20 protein-coding genes are annotated in these 17,730 nt (G+C 53.3%); 17 read left to right on the top strand and 3 right to left on the bottom strand.

Features of this window, described 5'->3' with window-relative positions; translation table 11 throughout:
- The first annotated feature begins 5 nt into the window (after positions 1-5).
- From ACR02O_RS00695 to ACR02O_RS00675, 5 genes are read left to right on the top strand one after another with little or no spacing between them, the layout of a single operon-like run.
- Entirely contained in the window at positions 6-1,376 is a 1,371-nt protein-coding gene (locus ACR02O_RS00695) for a M16 family metallopeptidase (RefSeq protein WP_458138445.1), read from the top strand.
- Positions 1,366-2,664 carry a M16 family metallopeptidase gene (locus tag ACR02O_RS00690; protein WP_415879726.1) on the top strand — a complete coding sequence of 433 codons (1,299 nt, stop codon included), beginning with the start codon at positions 1,366-1,368 and terminating at the stop codon, positions 2,662-2,664. The genes ACR02O_RS00695 and ACR02O_RS00690 overlap by 11 nt, the downstream gene beginning before the upstream one ends.
- Position 2,665: 1 nt before the next feature.
- Positions 2,666-3,250 (top strand): 16S rRNA (guanine(966)-N(2))-methyltransferase RsmD, encoded by a 585-nt coding sequence (gene rsmD, locus ACR02O_RS00685; protein ID WP_458138443.1) that lies wholly within the window; start codon positions 2,666-2,668, stop codon positions 3,248-3,250.
- Between the two features lie 26 nt (positions 3,251-3,276).
- Complete coding sequence (coaD, locus tag ACR02O_RS00680; protein ID WP_171696738.1) at positions 3,277-3,762, top strand: pantetheine-phosphate adenylyltransferase; 486 nt, start codon at positions 3,277-3,279, stop codon at positions 3,760-3,762.
- Positions 3,763-3,764: 2 nt separating this feature from the next.
- Positions 3,765-4,010, top strand: coding sequence for a YfhL family 4Fe-4S dicluster ferredoxin (locus ACR02O_RS00675; RefSeq protein ID WP_171696737.1), 246 nt, complete (start codon positions 3,765-3,767; stop codon positions 4,008-4,010).
- 123 nt (positions 4,011-4,133) lie between these two features.
- On the opposite strand, the gene ACR02O_RS00670 is transcribed toward ACR02O_RS00675, so the two are convergent.
- A complete protein-coding gene (locus tag ACR02O_RS00670; protein ID WP_458138442.1) occupies positions 4,134-4,835 on the bottom strand; it encodes a class I SAM-dependent methyltransferase in 702 nt (233 codons plus the stop codon).
- 134 nt (positions 4,836-4,969) lie between these two features.
- Here ACR02O_RS00670 and ACR02O_RS00665 point away from each other — a divergent pair, with 134 nt between their 5' ends.
- The 12 genes from ACR02O_RS00665 to ACR02O_RS00610 all read left to right on the top strand — a co-directional run bounded on the left by ACR02O_RS00665 (position 4,970) and on the right by ACR02O_RS00610 (position 16,075).
- A complete protein-coding gene (locus tag ACR02O_RS00665) occupies positions 4,970-6,019 on the top strand; it encodes an NAD(P)-dependent alcohol dehydrogenase (protein ID WP_458138441.1) in 1,050 nt (349 codons plus the stop codon).
- 188 nt (positions 6,020-6,207) lie between these two features.
- Complete coding sequence (locus ACR02O_RS00660) at positions 6,208-10,164, top strand: CHASE domain-containing protein (protein ID WP_494522564.1); 3,957 nt, start codon at positions 6,208-6,210, stop codon at positions 10,162-10,164.
- Positions 10,165-10,299: 135 nt separating this feature from the next.
- Complete coding sequence (locus ACR02O_RS00655; protein ID WP_494522563.1) at positions 10,300-10,926, top strand: glutathione S-transferase family protein; 627 nt, start codon at positions 10,300-10,302, stop codon at positions 10,924-10,926.
- 28 nt (positions 10,927-10,954) lie between these two features.
- Positions 10,955-11,797, top strand: coding sequence for a glutamate racemase (murI, locus tag ACR02O_RS00650; protein WP_494522562.1), 843 nt, complete (start codon positions 10,955-10,957; stop codon positions 11,795-11,797).
- 58 nt (positions 11,798-11,855) lie between these two features.
- Complete coding sequence (locus tag ACR02O_RS00645) at positions 11,856-12,332, top strand: cupin domain-containing protein (RefSeq protein ID WP_494522561.1); 477 nt, start codon at positions 11,856-11,858, stop codon at positions 12,330-12,332.
- 14 nt (positions 12,333-12,346) lie between these two features.
- Positions 12,347-12,628, top strand: a complete 282-nt coding sequence (locus ACR02O_RS00640) for an antibiotic biosynthesis monooxygenase (RefSeq protein WP_171696731.1) — start codon at positions 12,347-12,349, stop codon at positions 12,626-12,628.
- 93 nt (positions 12,629-12,721) lie between these two features.
- A complete protein-coding gene (locus tag ACR02O_RS00635) occupies positions 12,722-13,405 on the top strand; it encodes a TIGR04283 family arsenosugar biosynthesis glycosyltransferase (protein WP_171696730.1) in 684 nt (227 codons plus the stop codon).
- The gene (locus tag ACR02O_RS00630) at positions 13,405-14,196 is read left to right on the top strand and encodes a sterol desaturase family protein (RefSeq protein WP_171696729.1); all 792 of its coding nucleotides are present in this window, start codon (positions 13,405-13,407) and stop codon (positions 14,194-14,196) included. Before ACR02O_RS00635 ends, ACR02O_RS00630 begins: the two co-directional genes overlap by 1 nt.
- Positions 14,197-14,333: 137 nt before the next feature.
- Positions 14,334-14,483: a hypothetical protein gene (locus ACR02O_RS00625; RefSeq protein ID WP_165385908.1), complete on the top strand. Its 150-nt coding sequence runs from the start codon at positions 14,334-14,336 to the stop codon at positions 14,481-14,483.
- A gap of 155 nt (positions 14,484-14,638) precedes the next feature.
- Positions 14,639-14,914 (top strand): DUF5710 domain-containing protein, encoded by a 276-nt coding sequence (locus ACR02O_RS00620; RefSeq protein ID WP_171696727.1) that lies wholly within the window; start codon positions 14,639-14,641, stop codon positions 14,912-14,914.
- Between the two features lie 25 nt (positions 14,915-14,939).
- Positions 14,940-15,443, top strand: coding sequence for a YgjP-like metallopeptidase domain-containing protein (locus ACR02O_RS00615; protein WP_171696726.1), 504 nt, complete (start codon positions 14,940-14,942; stop codon positions 15,441-15,443).
- Between the two features lie 164 nt (positions 15,444-15,607).
- Positions 15,608-16,075: a CBS domain-containing protein gene (locus tag ACR02O_RS00610; RefSeq protein WP_033158577.1), complete on the top strand. Its 468-nt coding sequence runs from the start codon at positions 15,608-15,610 to the stop codon at positions 16,073-16,075.
- A gap of 76 nt (positions 16,076-16,151) precedes the next feature.
- Here the strand turns inward: ACR02O_RS00610 and ACR02O_RS00605 are convergent, their stop codons facing one another.
- Positions 16,152-16,517, bottom strand: coding sequence for a Rieske (2Fe-2S) protein (locus ACR02O_RS00605; protein WP_171696725.1), 366 nt, complete (start codon positions 16,515-16,517; stop codon positions 16,152-16,154).
- Positions 16,518-16,642: 125 nt separating this feature from the next.
- Complete coding sequence (locus ACR02O_RS00600) at positions 16,643-17,728, bottom strand: AI-2E family transporter (protein ID WP_415879728.1); 1,086 nt, start codon at positions 17,726-17,728, stop codon at positions 16,643-16,645.
- Positions 17,729-17,730: the final 2 nt, after the last annotated feature.

The raw sequence follows: 17,730 nt of genomic DNA, 5'->3' as shown, positions 1-17,730 counted from the left end.
GATTTATGAACTATAGGCTCGCGGCGTTAGCGCTGCTTTGCCCTGCTGTCGCGGCGCATGCCGAGGCCGGCAAGGTACACGAACATGTTTTTAGCAACGGCTTGAAACTATTGGTAAAGGAGGATCATCGTTCGCCGGTGGTAGTATCGCAAGTCTGGTACAAGGTCGGCTCCAGTTACGAGCCCGGCGGCATCACCGGTATCTCGCACATGTTGGAACACATGATGTTTAAAGGCACCGCAAAATATCCGGCCGGCGAGTTTTCCCGGATCATCGCCGAAAACGGCGGCAACGAAAATGCCTTTACCGGTCAGGATTACACCGCCTATTTCCAAACCCTGGAAAAGTCCCGTCTGGAAATCAGCTTTAAACTGGAAAGCGACCGGATGCGCAATCTGGACTTGAAAGCCGAGGAACTGAAAAAAGAACTGGAAGTAGTCACCGAAGAACGGCGCATGCGCACCGACGATCAGCCTCGTTCGAAAGTACATGAGCAATTCATGGCTACTGCTTTCACCAACAGCCCATACCAAAATCCGGTGATCGGCTGGCCGTCCGACATCGCCAATTACAAAGTCGAAGACCTGCAAGCCTGGTATCAACAATGGTACGCACCCAATAACGCCACGCTGGTGGTGGTGGGTGATGTCGATGCGTTGCAAGTCGAAAAGTTAGCCGAGCAATATTTTGCGCCGCTGCAACCCAGCGTGTTGAAGCCAGTGAAACCGCAAGACGAAAGCGAACAACGCGGCGTGCGACGGATTACCGTCAAAGCCCCCGCCAAACTGCCCTACCTGATGATGGGCTATAAAGTCCCGGTACTGAAAACCGCCAAGCCGGAATGGGAGGCGTACGCGCTGGAAGTGCTGGCGGGTGTGCTGGACGGCGGCGATAGTGCCCGCTTGTCTTCGCGGTTGGTCAGGGGCAAACAAATCGCGGTATCGGCCGGTGCGGGTTACGACTTCACTTCGCGCTTGCCTGAGGTGTTCCTGTTGGAAGCGACCCCCGCCGAAGGCAAAACCGTATTTGATCTGGAATACGCTTTGCTGGACGAGGTATATCAACTCAAGAACCAGTTGATCGACAAGGACGAATTGCAACGCATCAAGGCTCAAGTATTGGCCAGCGCGGTCTATCAGAAAGACTCCAACTTCTATCAAGCCATGCAATTGGGCACGCTGGAAACCGTGGGTATCGGTTGGCAAAAAGCTGACGAGTATGTCGATAAGATCAATCAAGTCACCGCCGAGCAGGTCAGGGAAGTGGCGCGTAAATACTTGATCGAAGACACGCTCACCGTCGCTTATCTCGATCCGCAGCCGATAACTCAAGCCGCCAAACCTGCAAAAGCCATAGGAGGCCATCATGCGTTTTAATTTAATTGGTTTGGTACTATTGCTGTTGAGCCAGACCGTCTGGTCCGCCGCCAAAATCGAAAACTGGCAAACCCCGCAGGGCAGCCGGGTTTACTACGTGCGCACCGCCGGTTTGCCGATGGTGGATGTGCGGGTGGTATTCGATGCCGGCAGCGCCCGCGACGAGGCGAAGTTCGGCGTCGCCGCGTTGACTTCCGCCTTGCTGGATAGTGGGGCCGGCGACTTGAGCGCCGATGACATCGCCCAGCGCTTCGAATCGGTAGGCGCCAACTATTCAGCTGGTGTCAATGAAGATATGGCTTGGCTGGCGATACGGACCTTGACCGAAAAAGCCTTGTTCGACAAAGCTTTGGCGACCTTCGAAACCGTATTGAGCAAGCCGGCCTTTAATCAAGCCGATTTCGAGCGGGAAAAAGCCCGCACCTTGGCTGGTTTGAAACACCGGGAAGAATCACCGGGCGAATTGGCCGGCATCGCGTTTAACAAAGCCTTGTATGGCGATCATCCCTACGCCCATCCCGAGACCGGCGTGGTGGAAACCGTGGCCGGTTTTAGCGCTGACGATTTGAAAAGCTTTTATCAAAAATACTATGTGGCTGCTAACGCGATGGTGGTCATCGTCGGTGACGTCAGTCGCGAGCAAGCCGAGCAGACCGCTAACCAGTTACTGAGCAAGTTACCGGTTGGCAGTAAGCCTGCCGAAATTCCGGTGGTGACGATGCCTAGCAAAGCCAGCAAACAGCACATCGAGTTTCCGTCCACGCAAACCCACGTACTGGTTGGCTTGCCCGGCACCTATCGTAAGGACCCGGACTATTTCGCCTTGTATGTAGGTAACCATATTTTGGGGGGCGGCAGTATGGTGTCAAGGTTATTCGAAGAAGTGCGGGAGAAGCGCGGTTTGGCGTATGGTGCTTATAGCGTGTTTGCGCCCTTATACCGGCAGGGGCCGTTCATGATGAGTTTGCAAACCCGAAACGATCAAACCGAACAGGCTTTGGATGTGTTGCTGAAGACCTTCAACGAGTTTCTGGATACAGGCCCCAGCGATAAGGAACTGACCGCCGCCAAGCAAAACATCACAGGTGGTTTTGCGATGCGCTTCGATACCAACAGCAAGCTGACCGATTACGTAGCGATGATTGGGTTTTATCAGCAGCCGCTGGACTATCTGGATACCTTTCAGAGCAATGTCGAAGCTGTCAGCATCGAGCAAATCAAGGATGCGTTCAAGCGCCGGGTAAAACCGGAGTTGTTGCAAACCGTGACGGTCGGTGCCGGTAAATAAAATGTCTAACCAAATCCGCATCATCGGCGGCGAATGGCGCAGCCGGCAAATCGTATTCGACGACGCGCCGGGTTTGCGGCCGACGCCGTCGCGGGTGCGGGAAACCTTGTTCAACTGGCTGCAAGCCGACATCCTGAATAGCCGCTGCCTGGACCTTTACGCCGGTAGCGGCGCGCTTGGGGTGGAAGCTGCCTCGCGGGGTGCCAAGCACGTGGTGCAAGTGGAAAACAACCCTGGCAGTTGCCAAAAGCTGCGCGAGAACATCGCCAAATTGGCGGCGACACAGATTCAGGTGGTGCAGCAAGACGTTGGGCAATTTCTAAACGCGCCGGCTCAACCGTTCGACTTGGTGTTCCTAGATCCGCCGTTCGGGCAAGGTTTGATCGGGCAGACCTGCCGACTATTGGACGCCCAAGGCTGGCTGGCCGATTACGCCAAAATCTACCTGGAATGTGAGCGCAAGCGGCCGTTGGATGATCTGCCGGCCGGCTGGCGATTGTTGAAAGCCAAGACGGCCGGCGAAGTCAGCTACCACCTGCTGCAAAAGCAATCGGATACTTTTGCCGCGGCGAATGGTTTAAAATAAGCCGCTTTTGCCTGTTTCCAAAGCCGATGAACATTACCGCGATTTATCCCGGCACCTTCGATCCCATCACCAACGGTCATCTGGATCTGATCCACCGCGCCTCCCGGCTTTACCAACATGTGATTGTTGCCGTCGCGGTCAGCCGCGGCAAACAGCCACTGTTTTCCTTGGAAGAGCGCGTGGCGTTGATTCAGGAAGTGGTCACGGAATTCAGCAACGTCCGCGTGATTGGTTTCGACACCTTGTTGGTCGAATGTGCCAAGCAACATCAAGCCAGCGTCATCATCCGCGGCTTGCGTGCAGTGTCGGATTTTGAATACGAATTTCAATTGGCCGGCATGAACCGCCGTTTGTCGCCCGATATTGAAACGGTGTTTCTGACCCCGGCCGAACAATACGAATTTATCTCGTCCAGCATGATCCGCGAGATCGCCCAATTGAACGGCGATGTGTCCAGCTTCGTGCCTGATGTGGTCAAACAACGCTTAACCGAAAAATTTTCCGAGGAGTAATTATGGCGCTCATTATTAGCGACGACTGTATCAACTGCGATGTCTGCGAACCGGAGTGCCCGAACGGCGCCATTTCGCAAGGTGATGATATATACGTGATCAACCCGTCCCTATGCACTGAGTGCGTCGGTCATCATGACAAGCCGCAGTGCATGGAAGTTTGTCCGGTGGATTGTATCGATAAAGATCCGGATGTGGTCGAGGACAAGGACAGTCTGTACAAGAAGTATTTAAAACTGACAAGTTAATAACTGGACTACCTCGAAAAACTCGTAGCCCCCCGCGCCCGAATGCGGGGGGCTAGGTTTTACGAGAACGATGAAACAAAGGCTTTTTGATGAGCTCGTTATTTTTCTTTCGATAACTCGTTTTTAGGTATTAGATTTAGTGGCATTAATATATAAACTCTCTACGGGACGCCACCAGTCGGTACCATCAATGTTGTATTGAGCTTCAATATCGCCTATCTCGGAGCGATTGATCTGTGTGAAACCAGCTTCCGATAAAGCGAGCTTCAACGTTTCGAAATCCCAGGCAAACTTGTGGTCGTCGTCCATTCGGAACATTTGGTTAATGATTTCCATTTTTGTGTTGTATGGCTTTGGGCTGCCTCCCAAATTTTTAAGTTGTTCGAAAAATTCTTTGTCGTCAAAGCAGTAAGCTTTCAAGTATTTTTCAGCGTCGGGCACGATTAGTCTGAGCGTGGCGCCATTTTCGAGTAGTCGATAGCACTCTCTAAGTAATTTTTTCGCATAGGAGTATTCCAAATGCTCTAGAAAGTGTTCGCAATGAATGTGCTTAGCACATTGATTATTCAGCGGAATAAGATTACGCAAGTCATGAAAGTAGACACCCTGGCTGTCCGTCATGTCTATATTGATCCAGTTTTCTTTTGCAAGGTTTCCGCAACCGAAGTTAATTAGAAGTTGATTTCCACTCGCTTTTTTAAGTTTTCCCCTAGAAATCAGTCGTCGGCGAAAATTTTTTAAGAATTGTATCCAGAGATTAATGTTATTTCTTAGATCACGCCATCCGGCATGTCCAAAAACCGTTTCTGCTACGTTATGGATCACTTGTTACTCCCAATCGAATAATTAAGCTAAAGTCCATTAAACAAAATTAAAGTTTCCTTTTCTTTCAATTATTACACACGCATTCAAAACAGCGGTTGTGATCCTTTATAAAACCTTAATCGCAGGAGATCGATATGCTTAAAACGGTTGGCTATGCCGCCTATAACCCGCAAACGCCGCTACGCTCGTTTCATTTCGAACGCCGGCAACCCGGTTCCGAGGATGTGCGTATCGAAATTCTGTATTGTGGGGTTTGCCATAGCGATTTGCATCAGGTGCGCAACGAATGGCGCGGCACGACGTTTCCGATAGTGCCGGGCCACGAAATTGTCGGTCGGGTAGTGGAAGTCGGTTCCCAAGTGACTCAATTTAAGGTGGGCGATTTGGCCGGGGTAGGTTGCATGGTGGATTCCTGCGGCGTCTGTCCCGATTGCCTTGATCATCAGGAACAGTTTTGCGACCAAACGGTGTTCACTTACAACAGCCCGGATAAATACACCGGCAAAATGACTTACGGCGGCTACTCGAATCAGATCGTGGTCGATCAGGGGTTTGTGTTGCAAGTGTCCGATAAGCTGGAGTTGGCGGCGGTAGCGCCCCTGCTGTGCGCCGGTATTACGACCTATTCGCCGTTGCGGCATTGGCAAATCGGCAAGGGCCATAAGGTTGGCATCGTCGGTTTGGGCGGTCTGGGGCATATGGGCGTGAAGTTTGCCCACGCCTTTGGCGCGGAAGTCGTGCTGTTTACGACTTCGCCAGGTAAAGAAGCGGATGCCAAACGCTTGGGCGCGAGCGAGGTGGTGATCTCAAAAAACACCGACGAAATGGAAAAACATTTAAACAGCTTTGATTTCATTTTAAATACCGTCGCCGCGCAGCACGATTTGGATCAATATTTAAGCCTGTTGAAGCGCGACGGCACGATGTGCCTGGTCGGCGTGCCGTCCGAGCCGCATCCCTCGCCGAACGTCGGCAACCTGATATTTCGCCGCCGCGCGTTGGCGGGTTCGTTGATCGGCGGTATTCGCGAGACTCAGGAAATGCTGGATTTCTGCGCCGAGCACGGCATCGTGTCCGATATTGAGCTGATTCCGATGGCCGGCATCAATGACGCCTATCAACGTATGTTGAAAAGCGACGTGAAATACCGCTTTGTGATCGATATGGCAACCCTGCCGGGCTGACGCACTATCCCAACCTCCTAAATATCGTCGCTCCCGCGCCGCCGGGAGCCCAGTTGCTAAACTGGATGATGAGTCCTCGCAATGCCGGATGGCCCAGGTTTTGGCCTATCCGCATCCCTAGCAAAACATTTGACCTATAATCACCTTCTCTCACTTTTCTTGGCTTGTTGGGCAGAGAAGGAATGCGTTTGAGCTTTTACCGATTTATTTTTCTGACAGCAATGATTGCCGTGGCGGGTTGGGCTGGGTTGCGCCTGGCCTTACCGCCAGGCTATGCCAGTCCGATTTGGCCGCCGGCCGGCATTGCGCTGGCAGCGGTGTTGCTCTGGGGTAAGAAAATCTGGCCGGCGATAGGGTGCGGCTCGTTCCTGACCAATCTATCGCAAGGATATGATTTAAGCGGCGAATTAACGCCGCCGACGGTCTTCGTCGCGATGGGCATCGCGATCGGCAGCACATTGCAAGCATTGACCGGTGCTTGGCTGTCGCAACGCTTTCTAGGGGCCGGCGTACCGCGTCTGGATAAAGGCAAAAACATTTTTCGGTATGTGTTACTAGTCGGGCCTTTGACTTGCTTGATCGCCGCCACCGTCGGGGTCAGCACCTTGCTTGGATTCGGTGTTTTAACCGATGCCAATGTTTTGGTGGCTTGGTGGAATTGGTGGATAGGCGATTGTCTCGGGGCCATCATCATATCGCCTTTGGTTTTTTGCTGGTTTGCAGAGCCAAGAGCGCTTTGGCGTCCCCGGCTGGTAGGTGTGGCTATGCCGCTGGTAGCCATGTTGGCCGGGCTGATCATTACTTTTCTATTGGTTTTGCGAGCGGAAGACAGTCGGCTGCAACTGCAATTTGACAGCAATGCCGGCGCGGTTAATAAAGCCTTGGCAGACAATTTTTCCGCCGTGTTGAAAGCGTCTTTTTCGCTCAATAGTTTCTTCCAAGCGGCCGGACCGGTAGACCGGGATAAATTCGGCGTTTTTGCGAATGGCGTGCTGGCACAGAATCCGCACATTCAAGCGCTGAGCTGGGTATCGCAGATCCCCAGCGAACAGCGGGCGTCTTACGAACAATCGATCCGCGACGAAGGATATAAAGATTTTACGATCAAGGAACTAGGTGCGGATCGCCAGTTCATCAAAGCTCAGGAGCGTACCGAGTATTTCCCCGTTACCTTTATCGAGCCTTTATCAACCAATAAGCTGGCGCTGGGTTTTGACTTGAATTCGGAGGCCAATCGCCGAGCAGCGCTGACGGAAGCCAGGGCCAGCCAAGCGGTCAGCGTCACCCGGCCTATTCAACTGGTGCAGGACGGGCAAGCCAATCAAGCCTTATTGCTGATGATGCCTGTATATCTGGCTAATGCCAACAGTTCGGAGCCGGCGTTTAGCGGGTTTTTGTCTACAGTGGTGCGTATCGATTCCCTGGTGAAGGCGGCCATGCAAGACTTAAATCTTGACGATATGAACGTGGCGCTACTGTATTACGATGCGGAAAACCACGCTATACCGTTATACGGAGCGCTGAAAGCATTGACGACCGGTGTTAATGAGTCCAGGCATTCCATCCGTTTTGGCAATCGCTTGTTGGAAGTGATTGTCCAGCCGGAAGCCGTATTCATTGCGACGCATGCCTCCTGGTTACCGTGGCTGGTGTTATTGGGCGGATTGCTGTTTACCATGCTACTAAGCGTGTACTTGTTATCCGCCACCGGCAGGGCGGCTATGGTGGCGGCACTGGTCGATCAGCGCACCGCTCAGCTTGATGCGGCAAACTCAAGTTTAAAGGATGCGTATATTCGTTTGGCGGAAAAAGGCCAAAAGCTCCGCGACTTATACGAGCTGTCCCCCTTAGGCATCGCTTTGCTGGATGTGCACGGCAAATTCGTTGAATTCAATCATGCTTTTCAACGCATGACCGGTTACACGGAAGAAGAACTTCAACGGCTCGATTACATGAGTTTATCCGCCGATAAAGAGCAGAGTTTGGCCGAACAATTAAGTTGGTTAGCTAGAACCGGGCAGTATGGTTCGGACGAAGCGACGTTTATCCATAAAAGAGGGCGGCCGGTATCGTTGCAACTAAGCGGCACCAAAGTCGCCGGTACCGAGGATCAGGATTATATTTGGTTTATTGCCGAGGACGTCACCCAAGCCAAAGCCAATAAAGAAGTGCTGCGACAAAGTGAGTTGAAGTATCGAAAGCTGTTCAACAGCGCTAGCGATGCGGTCATGATGGCCGATAGCAGCGGATTTCTGGATTGTAATCAGGCTACCTTGGATTTATTTGGTTACGACGCGGTGTCCGAGTTCTGCCGCTTGCACCCCGGTAAAGTTTCGCCGCCAAATCAGGCAAACGGCAGGGATTCGGTAGAATTGGCGAACGAGTATATGGCTACGGCGATCAAAAACGGCCACTTGGAATTCGAGTGGCTGCATAAGCGTGCTGACGGTCGTATTTTTCCGGCTTTGGTGACGCTGGCGCGGGTTAGTCTGGACGGCCACTTGGTATTACAAAGCGTGGTGCGCGATCTAAGCGAACAGAAGCGGGTGGAACAGGCCTTGATCGAAGCCAAAGAAACCGCCGAGAGCATGGCGGCCTTCAAATCGGAGTTTCTGGCGAACATGTCCCACGAAATCCGCACGCCGATGAACGCGGTGATCGGGTTGTCGCAGTTAGCATTGAATAAGCCGGTATCCGCTGAGGTAAGGGATTATCTGCAAAAGATTTACAGCAGTTCCGTCAGTTTACTCGGCATACTCAACGACATTCTCGACTTCTCCAAAATGGAGGCCGGTAAACTGGGACTCGAACAGGTCGAATTCAACCTGAATACCGTATTGGATAACCTGCATAATCTGTTTGCCTTGTACGCGGCGGAAAAATGCCTGGACATCAAGATAGACGTTGCGCCGGATGTGCCCTTAGGTTTGGTCGGTGATGCACTGCGTTTGCAACAGATTCTCTCCAATCTGGTGGGAAATGCGCTGAAGTTTACTGAGCAAGGCAGTGTCACATTGCAAGTGGCTTTGCTGGAATGGCAGGATGCTCAGGCTAAGCTGCGTTTCAGCGTGATGGATACCGGTATCGGTATTCCCGAAGCGGATCTGCCTAAGTTGTTCCATTCCTTCAGTCAGTTGGATGCGTCGATTACTCGCCGCTTCGGCGGTACAGGGCTGGGATTGAGCATCAGCCAAAAGCTGCTGCAACTAATGGGCAGCGATTTTCATGTCGAAAGTATTCCGGGGCAGGGGTCGAATTTTAGTTTTGACTTGATGCTGGGCGTTGCTGCGCAGCAAGCCGACTTGCCGGCGGCGCAGCCGCATGCCGACACTCAGGTCGGTGGCTTGTCTAAGACGCTTGCCGATCAAGGTAGCGCATTGCGGGGCATGCGTATCTTGGTGGCCGAAGACCATGCTATCAATCAGAAAATTTTGCAGGAATTTTTGGCCTTATGCGGGGTTAGTGTCGATCTTGCCGGTAACGGCCGTGACGCCTTGGCCATGCTGGCAGAGCACGCTTATGATGCAGTGCTGATGGATATTCATATGCCGGTGATGAGCGGCCTGGCCGCCACCGAGCAGATCCGCCAAAATCCCGAGTATCAATCGCTACCGATTATCGCGCTGAGTGCTGGCGTGACCCAAGAGGAGCGGGACAAATGCCTGGCCAGCGGTATGAACGAGTTTGTGGTCAAGCCGATTCAACCGATGCAGTTGGTTAAGGTGTTGTGCCAGCAGATAGGTCGAAGTCCGGTTGGCGCTTCGGTAAACGGGCCTGTTACAAATGCGCGTGACGTTTCAGCGTTTTGCTTACGAGATTTGCCCGGTTTTGATTTCAGCAACACGCTGGATTTGCTGGATGGCGACGAAAGCTTTTTGAGCGAGTTGCTGGGTAGTTTTAAAAATAGCACCGCAAGCACCTTGATAGCGCTGGATGATTTGCTGGAGAAGCGCGATTTGCAAAAGGCGCGAGACGTGCTGCACGGTTTGAAAGGCGTCGCCGCTAACTTGGGGGCAAATCGTGTGGAGCAGGCCGCGACGAGATTTTGTCTGTCACTCAAGCAGGACAGTTTAAATCCTGCTGACTATGCCGAATTCAAACGGATAATGACCGAAGCGCTGACTGCACTGGAACCGTTGGGATAGTCGCTCGACATTGTTCCTGATGGAACAGTGTCTACAGCCGGTCCCAAAACATCGTCTGAGTCCGGTCCGGTTTATCGGTGTAAAATCCGCCGCCATATTGCCTTTAGTAAAACATCCCGCCAAGGAGAACGCACAATGAACGATCTGGTGTTTTATACCAATCCGCAGTCGCGTGGGCGCATCGCTCACTGGATGCTGGAAGAAATCGGCGAGCCTTACGAAACGGTCTGGCTGGCGTTCGGCGCCGCGATGAAAAATGCCGACTATCTGGCTGTCAATCCAATGGGCAAGGTGCCGGCGCTGAAACACGGCACAGCGTTCGTCACGGAAACTGCCGCCATTTGCGCGTATTTGGCGGATCGTTTTCCGCAGAAAAATCTGCTGCCGGCCGCAAACCATCCCGCGCGGGCCGACTATTTCCGTTGGTTGTTTTTCGCGGCTGGTCCGCTGGAGCAGGCCGTTACCGCCAAAACGCTGGGTTGGCAAGTGCCAGAGGGCAAAAGCGGCTTTGTCGGTTTCGGTAGTTACGAAGCGACCTTAGCCGCCGTCGAAACAGCCCTGCGGCCCGGACCTTACATTTGCGGCGAGCAATTTACCGCCGCGGACGTGTATGTCGGCTCGCAGCTGGGTTGGGGGATGATGTTCGGCAGCATCGAGAAACGTCCGCTGTTCGAGGATTATGTGGCGCGCATCTACGCCCGTCCGGCAGCCCTGCAAGCCATTCGCCTCAACGAAGCGTATTTGCAACAGCGCCAGGCCTGATCGATTGGATAATAGACAGCATCCATCCATGACAGCGTTGCGCACCGAGGCCCCCATTGGCGTATTCGATTCCGGCGTCGGCGGCCTGTCCGTGCTGCGAGCCATCCGTGCGGAACTGCCCATGGAAGACTTGTTGTATGTGGCCGATTCCGGCTACGCGCCCTACGGCGACCGGGATGCGGAGTTTATTGCCGATAGGGCGACAACGATCACCGAGCGGCTGCTCGATGCCGGCGTGAAGGCCATCGTGGTAGCCTGCAACACCGCCACCGTGGTCGCGATCGAAAAACTGCGCGCGTGGTGTCCGGTGCCGGTAGTAGCGATGGAGCCGGCCATCAAGCCGGCGGCGCAAACCACCCAATCCGGAGTGGTCGGCGTACTGGCCACCAGCCGCACGCTGGCTAGCCCAAGCGTCGCCAGGCTGTGCGCGGCCTATGGTCAGGACATTGAAATATTGTTGCAGCCTTGTCCCGGTTTGGTCGAACAAGTTGAAAAAGTCCAATTGCACAGCGATACGACGCGCGAGCTTTTGGTTGGTTACCTGTCGCCGTTGCTGTTGGCTGGTGCCGATACCATCGTATTAGGCTGCACGCATTACCCGTTTCTGGCAGAGCTGATTCGGGACATTGTGGGGCCGGATCTGACGATAATCGACCCGGCCACCGCCGTGGCAAAAGAGCTGGTGCGGCGTTTGCAAGGCCATCTTAGGCCTGTTCCGAGTGCGCGAACCGCAGAGGTCCGCTTTTTTTCCAGCACCGCGGTCGAAGAGGCCAGCCCGATCATATCAGCGCTCTGGGGTAGCCCTGTGCTTGTTCAGGCGCTTGCTCGGAGCGCTAAGGGCAAGCAGATCGGTTCGGCAGCTTTGGGCTAGTCTCCGCCGGATTTTTAATAAACCGTTCGAGCCGGTTTTCTTCCATTTGCAGGCCACCATGAACGATAAACACACTCCAATAGCCGTGTCGGCGGCAGATGGCGAGCCACGCACCACCTCGCTGTATCCGGAACCGTTTGCCTCGCGCATGACGGGACGGGAGAAGCGCCGCCTTGGCGATTTATTTGATCTGGCAAACTTCGGCGTCAATCTAAGCACGCTAGCACCCGGCGCCAGATCGGCGTTGCGGCATAGCCATTCGCGGCAAGACGAGTTTATTTACATATTGCAAGGCCATCCGACATTGGTGACGGATGCAGGCGAAACCGAGCTGGCGCCGGGTATGTGCGCGGGATTTAAAGCCGGCACCGGTAATGCGCACCAGTTGCTGAATCGCTCGAACGCAGACGTGCAGTACCTGGAAGTTGGCGACAGGACGGCCGGAGACGCAGTCATTTATCCGGACGACGATTTACAAGCGATGTCAGTCGACGGGGGCTGGCGTTTTGCCCACAAAGGCGGCGAGCCATACTAAAAAACGGAGTCTGCATGCCACACGTATTAATCATCCATGAGGTCGCCGACTATCCGGCCTGGAAGCGGATTTTCGATCAGGCCGCCGAGATCAGAAAACGCGCCGGAGAAATCAGCTACCAACTGCTGCGCTACGACGACGATGCCAATAATATCGTGCATTTTTCTGCCTGGACCTCGCTGGACAACGCCCGGCGATTTTTCGACTCCCCCGAGTTGGTGGAAATCAGAAAACAGGCCGGCGTAAAAGCCCCGGAATTTATCTATTTGCAAGAGATAGAGCAGGGCGTGCTTTAATCGCGGCCTTGCTCAATGCTACTGGTATAAGCGTTGCTGCCTCTGTTAGCAACGAACTGTAATCGGTAGCGCTGACGAAGATGTGCTAGCGCAATGAAACCCCAGATTAGTATTGTCATTCCGGTAGTCAACGAGGCGGCGCGGCTTGCCGATACATTGCAAGCCTTGCAGGTGCTGAGATCGCGCTGCGAATTATTGGTGGTCGATGGCGGCAGTCGTGATGCCAGCCCGCTTATTGCGAAGCCTTTGGTCGATCAGATTTTGCCCAGTCTGCCTGGCCGGGCCAGGCAGATGAACCTGGGTGCGCAACAAGCCCAAGCCGACGTGTTGCTGTTTTTGCATGCCGATACCCGGCTGCCGGATCAGGCTATCGCTTTAATTTTGTCGGCGGTCGAGCAAGGCTGGTCGTGGGGGCGTTTTGATGTGCAGTTCGACAGCCCACAAGCCATTTTTAAATTGATCGCCGGCATGATGAACGCGCGCTCCCGCTTGACCGGTATTGCTACCGGCGATCAGGCCATCTTCATCACCCGTCAGGCATTTCAGGCTGTGGGCGGTTTTCCGGAGATTGCCTTGATGGAAGATATTGCCATCAGCGCGGCGCTGAAAAAGCTCGGTAAACCTTGCTGTTTAAAGACTAAGGTCGTCACTGCCGCGCGGCGTTGGCAACAACACGGTATCCTCAGAACGATCTTATTGATGTGGTGCTTGCGGCTGCGGTATTTTTTCGGAGCCCATCCGGATGAACTGGCAGCGCAGTATTATCGGAGACGGTGATGGAAGCAATGGTGCGCTTGGGCGTGTTTTTGGGGATATTTTTGCTAATGGCGGCTTGGGAGTGGCTGCGGCCCAAGCGGCGATTGGCCGCAAAGCGCCGCCGCCGTTGGCCGGTCAATTTGGGTTTGGCGATTCTGAATGTCGGCGTGATGCGGCTCAGCATCGGTGCCGCGGCCTGGCTGGCGGCGAACTGGGCTGCCGAGCAACAAATCGGCGTATTCAATACGTTGTCGGTGCCGAATTGGCTGTCAATAACACTGAGTTTGCTGCTGCTGGATCTGGCCATTTACGCTCAACATATCGCCGCCCATCGCTGGCGCTGGTTCTGGCGGCTGCATCAGGTGCACCATAGCGATATGGATTTCGATACGACGACTGCCGTGCGCTTTCATCCTTTGGAGATCATGCTGTCGATGCTTTATAAGGTCGCGCTGGTGGTGTTACTCGGCGCCGATCCGCTCGCGGTGATCGCTTTTGAAGTGATATTGAACGGTTGCGCGTTATTCAATCACGGTAATGTCGGCTTGCCGCCTGCGCTGGAGCGCGGCTTGCGCTATTTGATAGTGACACCCGACATGCACCGCATTCATCACTCGGCATTTCAACCGGAAACCGACAGCAACTACGGCTTCTCGCTGTCATGCTGGGATAGATTGTTCAAAACCTATTGTCCACAAGCGCGCGAAGCACAGACTGCCATGATGATAGGTTTGTCCGAGTTTCAAGATAGTAACCAAATGGGATTTGTCGGCCTGTTGATGCTGCCGTTTCGCCGTCTACGCAGTCGATAAGCCGAGGTAAACCGGCTTGCGGTTTGGCTTATTGGGTTGTTTCCTTTTAGCGATTAATCAATGTGTTTTTAGTGTCATTGTTAATTAATGTAGGCGGGCATATAGTCTAAATGCCTTAATTACTTCGGGAAGCGACCATGAAACGCTTACATAAAGACATTTTGACCGGGCTGGTGTTTGTGACCGGCGTTATCGAGTTTATTTCGGGCGATTTTATTGTTTCCTCGGCCTTGTTCGCGGCGACCACTTTTGCCAGTACTATGGGTTCGAGCCGCAAAAAACCGTAGGACTGGATTGTTCTGCGGTGTAGCCGAACCGGCAGATGTTTTGATAAATGCGTTCAGCGTTAGGTTTCCTGGGTAAGATCGGATTATCCGAACCACTTGCATAAGCAATGTTTTACAATATTGCGATGCAATTAAACTTTGACCGGCTACGGTAAATGGCTGACGCGAAAACTTATCTGAATGTACCCTATGCCGAAAAGGATGCGGCGAAAGCGCTTGGCGCCAGGTGGGATGCGGCTGTCAAGAAATGGTATGTCCCCGCCAATAAAGACGTGGCGCTGTTTGCCAAATGGCAGGTGGAGTCCGGGCTTGGGCAATTGCCCAACGGCGAGGCGAAAAATTCAAAAGCCGACAGTGTCGTCGGCGGCACAACCCGGTCAAGCGATAAAAACTTCGTAGCCTATGACGGAGACGAGCCGCCATGGGATTGAAGCAAGCGGTGCGTGGTTTTAGCTTGTGCGCCCGTTAAAATACCTGGCTGGCTATGCGCCTGCCATCACGGTGCAAGTGCATGCGCTGATCGACAGCGACAAACTGCCCGAGTTGCTGCTGAAAAAATACCCCCGGCCGCATGATATAAAGACCGACAAAGCGCTTTATGTCTACACGATGGATCTTAAAAATCAATTTCTGCGGCAATCCAGCCCTCTCAGTAAAGTTGTTTACGACGACAAAATCGATGTCTTGCATCAGGCCTTGGGCTTACATTCCGCGGTCTCGCGGGTGCAGGGCGGCAATTTAAAAGCAAAAAATGAAATTCGTATCGGTGCGATCTTTAAAATTGCGCCGCCGGAGTTTTTGCAGATGATCGTCGTTCATGAGCTCGCGCATCTACGTGAAAAACAGCATAACAAGGCTTTTTACAAATTATGCGAGCACATGGCGCCGGACTATCACCAATGGGAATTTGATATGCGGCTTTATCTGACCTGTCTGGATTTGGGTCGGGCGATTTATTGAGTCGATCCAAGTGCCGCGGGCGAAGGATTCACGGCCGTGCTTCGCGAATGAATGGTTGTGTGCAGCCATCAAGCAGCGTATTTCTTAATTTTGCCTGGCTATAGTGGCACTATTGCGTCAGAATTTACTTACTTTTATACAGACATTTTTATGGGAGAAACAGCATGCGCGTAGCAGAGTTAATGACCACCAAGGTATTTACCGTCGAACCTCACGATCTGATCGATCGCGTGTTCTTTTTGATCCATTACGAGAAAATCCGCCACCTGCCTGTCGTTGAAAAAGGCAAATTGGTCGGTATCGTTTCCGACCGGGATTTATATAAAGCCTTGGGCCCCAAAAGTAATTCCAATGCGGTGGAAGCTAGTAAAGACAGCACCCAATTGCATGTGGTCACGCAAAAAGTCGTGCACATCATGCATCGCGGCGTTTATACCGTGACCCCGGAAACGCCTGCGTCGGAAGCGGCGGCGATGATGGCGGAACACCGCGTCGGCGCGCTGCCGGTGGTGGAAAAAGACAAACTGGTAGGCATATTGTCCGCTACCGATATTTTAAGAGTGTTTGCCAAGTTGGAACGCGCGCACGAAAAGCTGGAACAACAAATCAAGGAAGGCGCCGCGCACGGCTAAGATCGGATGGGTTTGCGGCGCAAACCGTCTGAAAGTAAATGGGGCGATGCTTATTGTTTCGCCCCGGGCCAAAGCCTCAACCGGTAATCGCGGCTCTTTTATCCACTAAGTAAATCCAGTCGTCTTGTTCTTTGACTTTCAGCGCGGTCAGTTTTTTGCCCAGGCAAATTTCGCTTAAAGACTCGCCGCTGATCGGGTCATAGCAAATACTGTGCATGGAACACTGCAAATAGCGTCCCGATTCGTCGAAAATGTTGCTGTTCTCACAATCCAATGCCCTAGGCATGTGGACGCATTGGTTCAGATAAGCGTATACCTCACCTTGGAAACGCACCAGAACCGCAGCGCGTGGCGAGCCGCGATAGAGCAGTTCAAACGGAAATTTGCCGAGCTCGGGAACTTGTTGAGCAGGGCAGATGGCAAATGGGTGTTTCACCGACATGGTTGTTTATCCTCCCCCACGATTGCTAGCAAACCTTGGGCCACAATGCTGTATTTTTTCGATGGATTTTCGGCAATTGAGCAAGCGGACGGCGTTACTCGGCAAATCAAACTGACAGCGGATAACTAGCAGTCTTTACCTTCAGTGTTTGCTTGGTTGTCCTGCTCCTGTTGTTCGCTGCGAATCAGCCAGTCCAGCACCAAGGCATAGCTGGTGGCCAGCAGGGTCGGGCCGATAAATACGCCGATAAAGCCAAATGCTAACAGCCCGCCGAAGATGCCGAACACGATCAACACGAACGGCAATTCCACTTCCCGGCTGATCAAAATCGGCCGTAGCCAGTTGTCGATGGTGCCGACGAATAACAAAAACCACAATGCGATAAAAACCGCCCAGCCGGTTTCGCCTTCTGCCAGCAGCCACAAGGCAATCGGCAGCCAGATCACCGTGCCGGCCGCTGGAATGATCATCAAAAAGAAGGCGATGACGCCTAACACAAAGGCGTAAGGCACGCCGGCAATCACAAAGCCCAGGATGGAAGCCAGTGCTTGTACCAGCGCGGTGCCGAGGATGCCGTATACCACCGCGCGCAGACTGGAGCGGACGATATGCAGGATGCGCTGGGTGCGCTCGCCGGCCAGGCGTTCGACGCCAATCACGACATGCTGAGCCACGTGTTCACCGTCGCGATAGAAAAAAAACAGCACCAAAATAGCCAGGCCCATATGCATCAGTTCGCCGGCCAAGCCAATGCCTTGTTGCAGCAACCAGCTACTGGCGCCCAGCGCATATTGCCGGGCCAGATTGACGAGGCGGCTGGAGTCTTCGCCGACACTTTGCCAGGCGGCAACAGCGTTGTCGCCGACTACTGGCAACGATTGCAGCCAAGCCGGAGGTTCCGGCCACACATGCCGGCTTTGATTAAGCCATTGCAGCAAGTGGTTTATGTCTTCAGTAAATGTCAGCGTGGCGGCGACGAACGGCGTCAGCAGCAATATGCCTATCGGCAGGACCATGGCGGTGGCGGCCCAGTTGGCGGTCAACTTCCAATCGCGCAAACGTAAATACAACGGCCAGGTGACAAAACACAGAATCGCCGCCCACAACAAATCGAAAATAAACGGTTTTAATACCTGATAACAGGCAAACAGCAGCAGGCACAAGGCTGCCAGACTGGCGATTTTTTCGTAACGGGAAATCTGGATAGGCATGA

The organism is Methylomonas sp. PHL2-19 (assembly GCF_059331595.1).
Note: the sequence above shows the minus strand (reverse complement) of the source record. Positions and strands in the feature narration are given on the sequence as shown.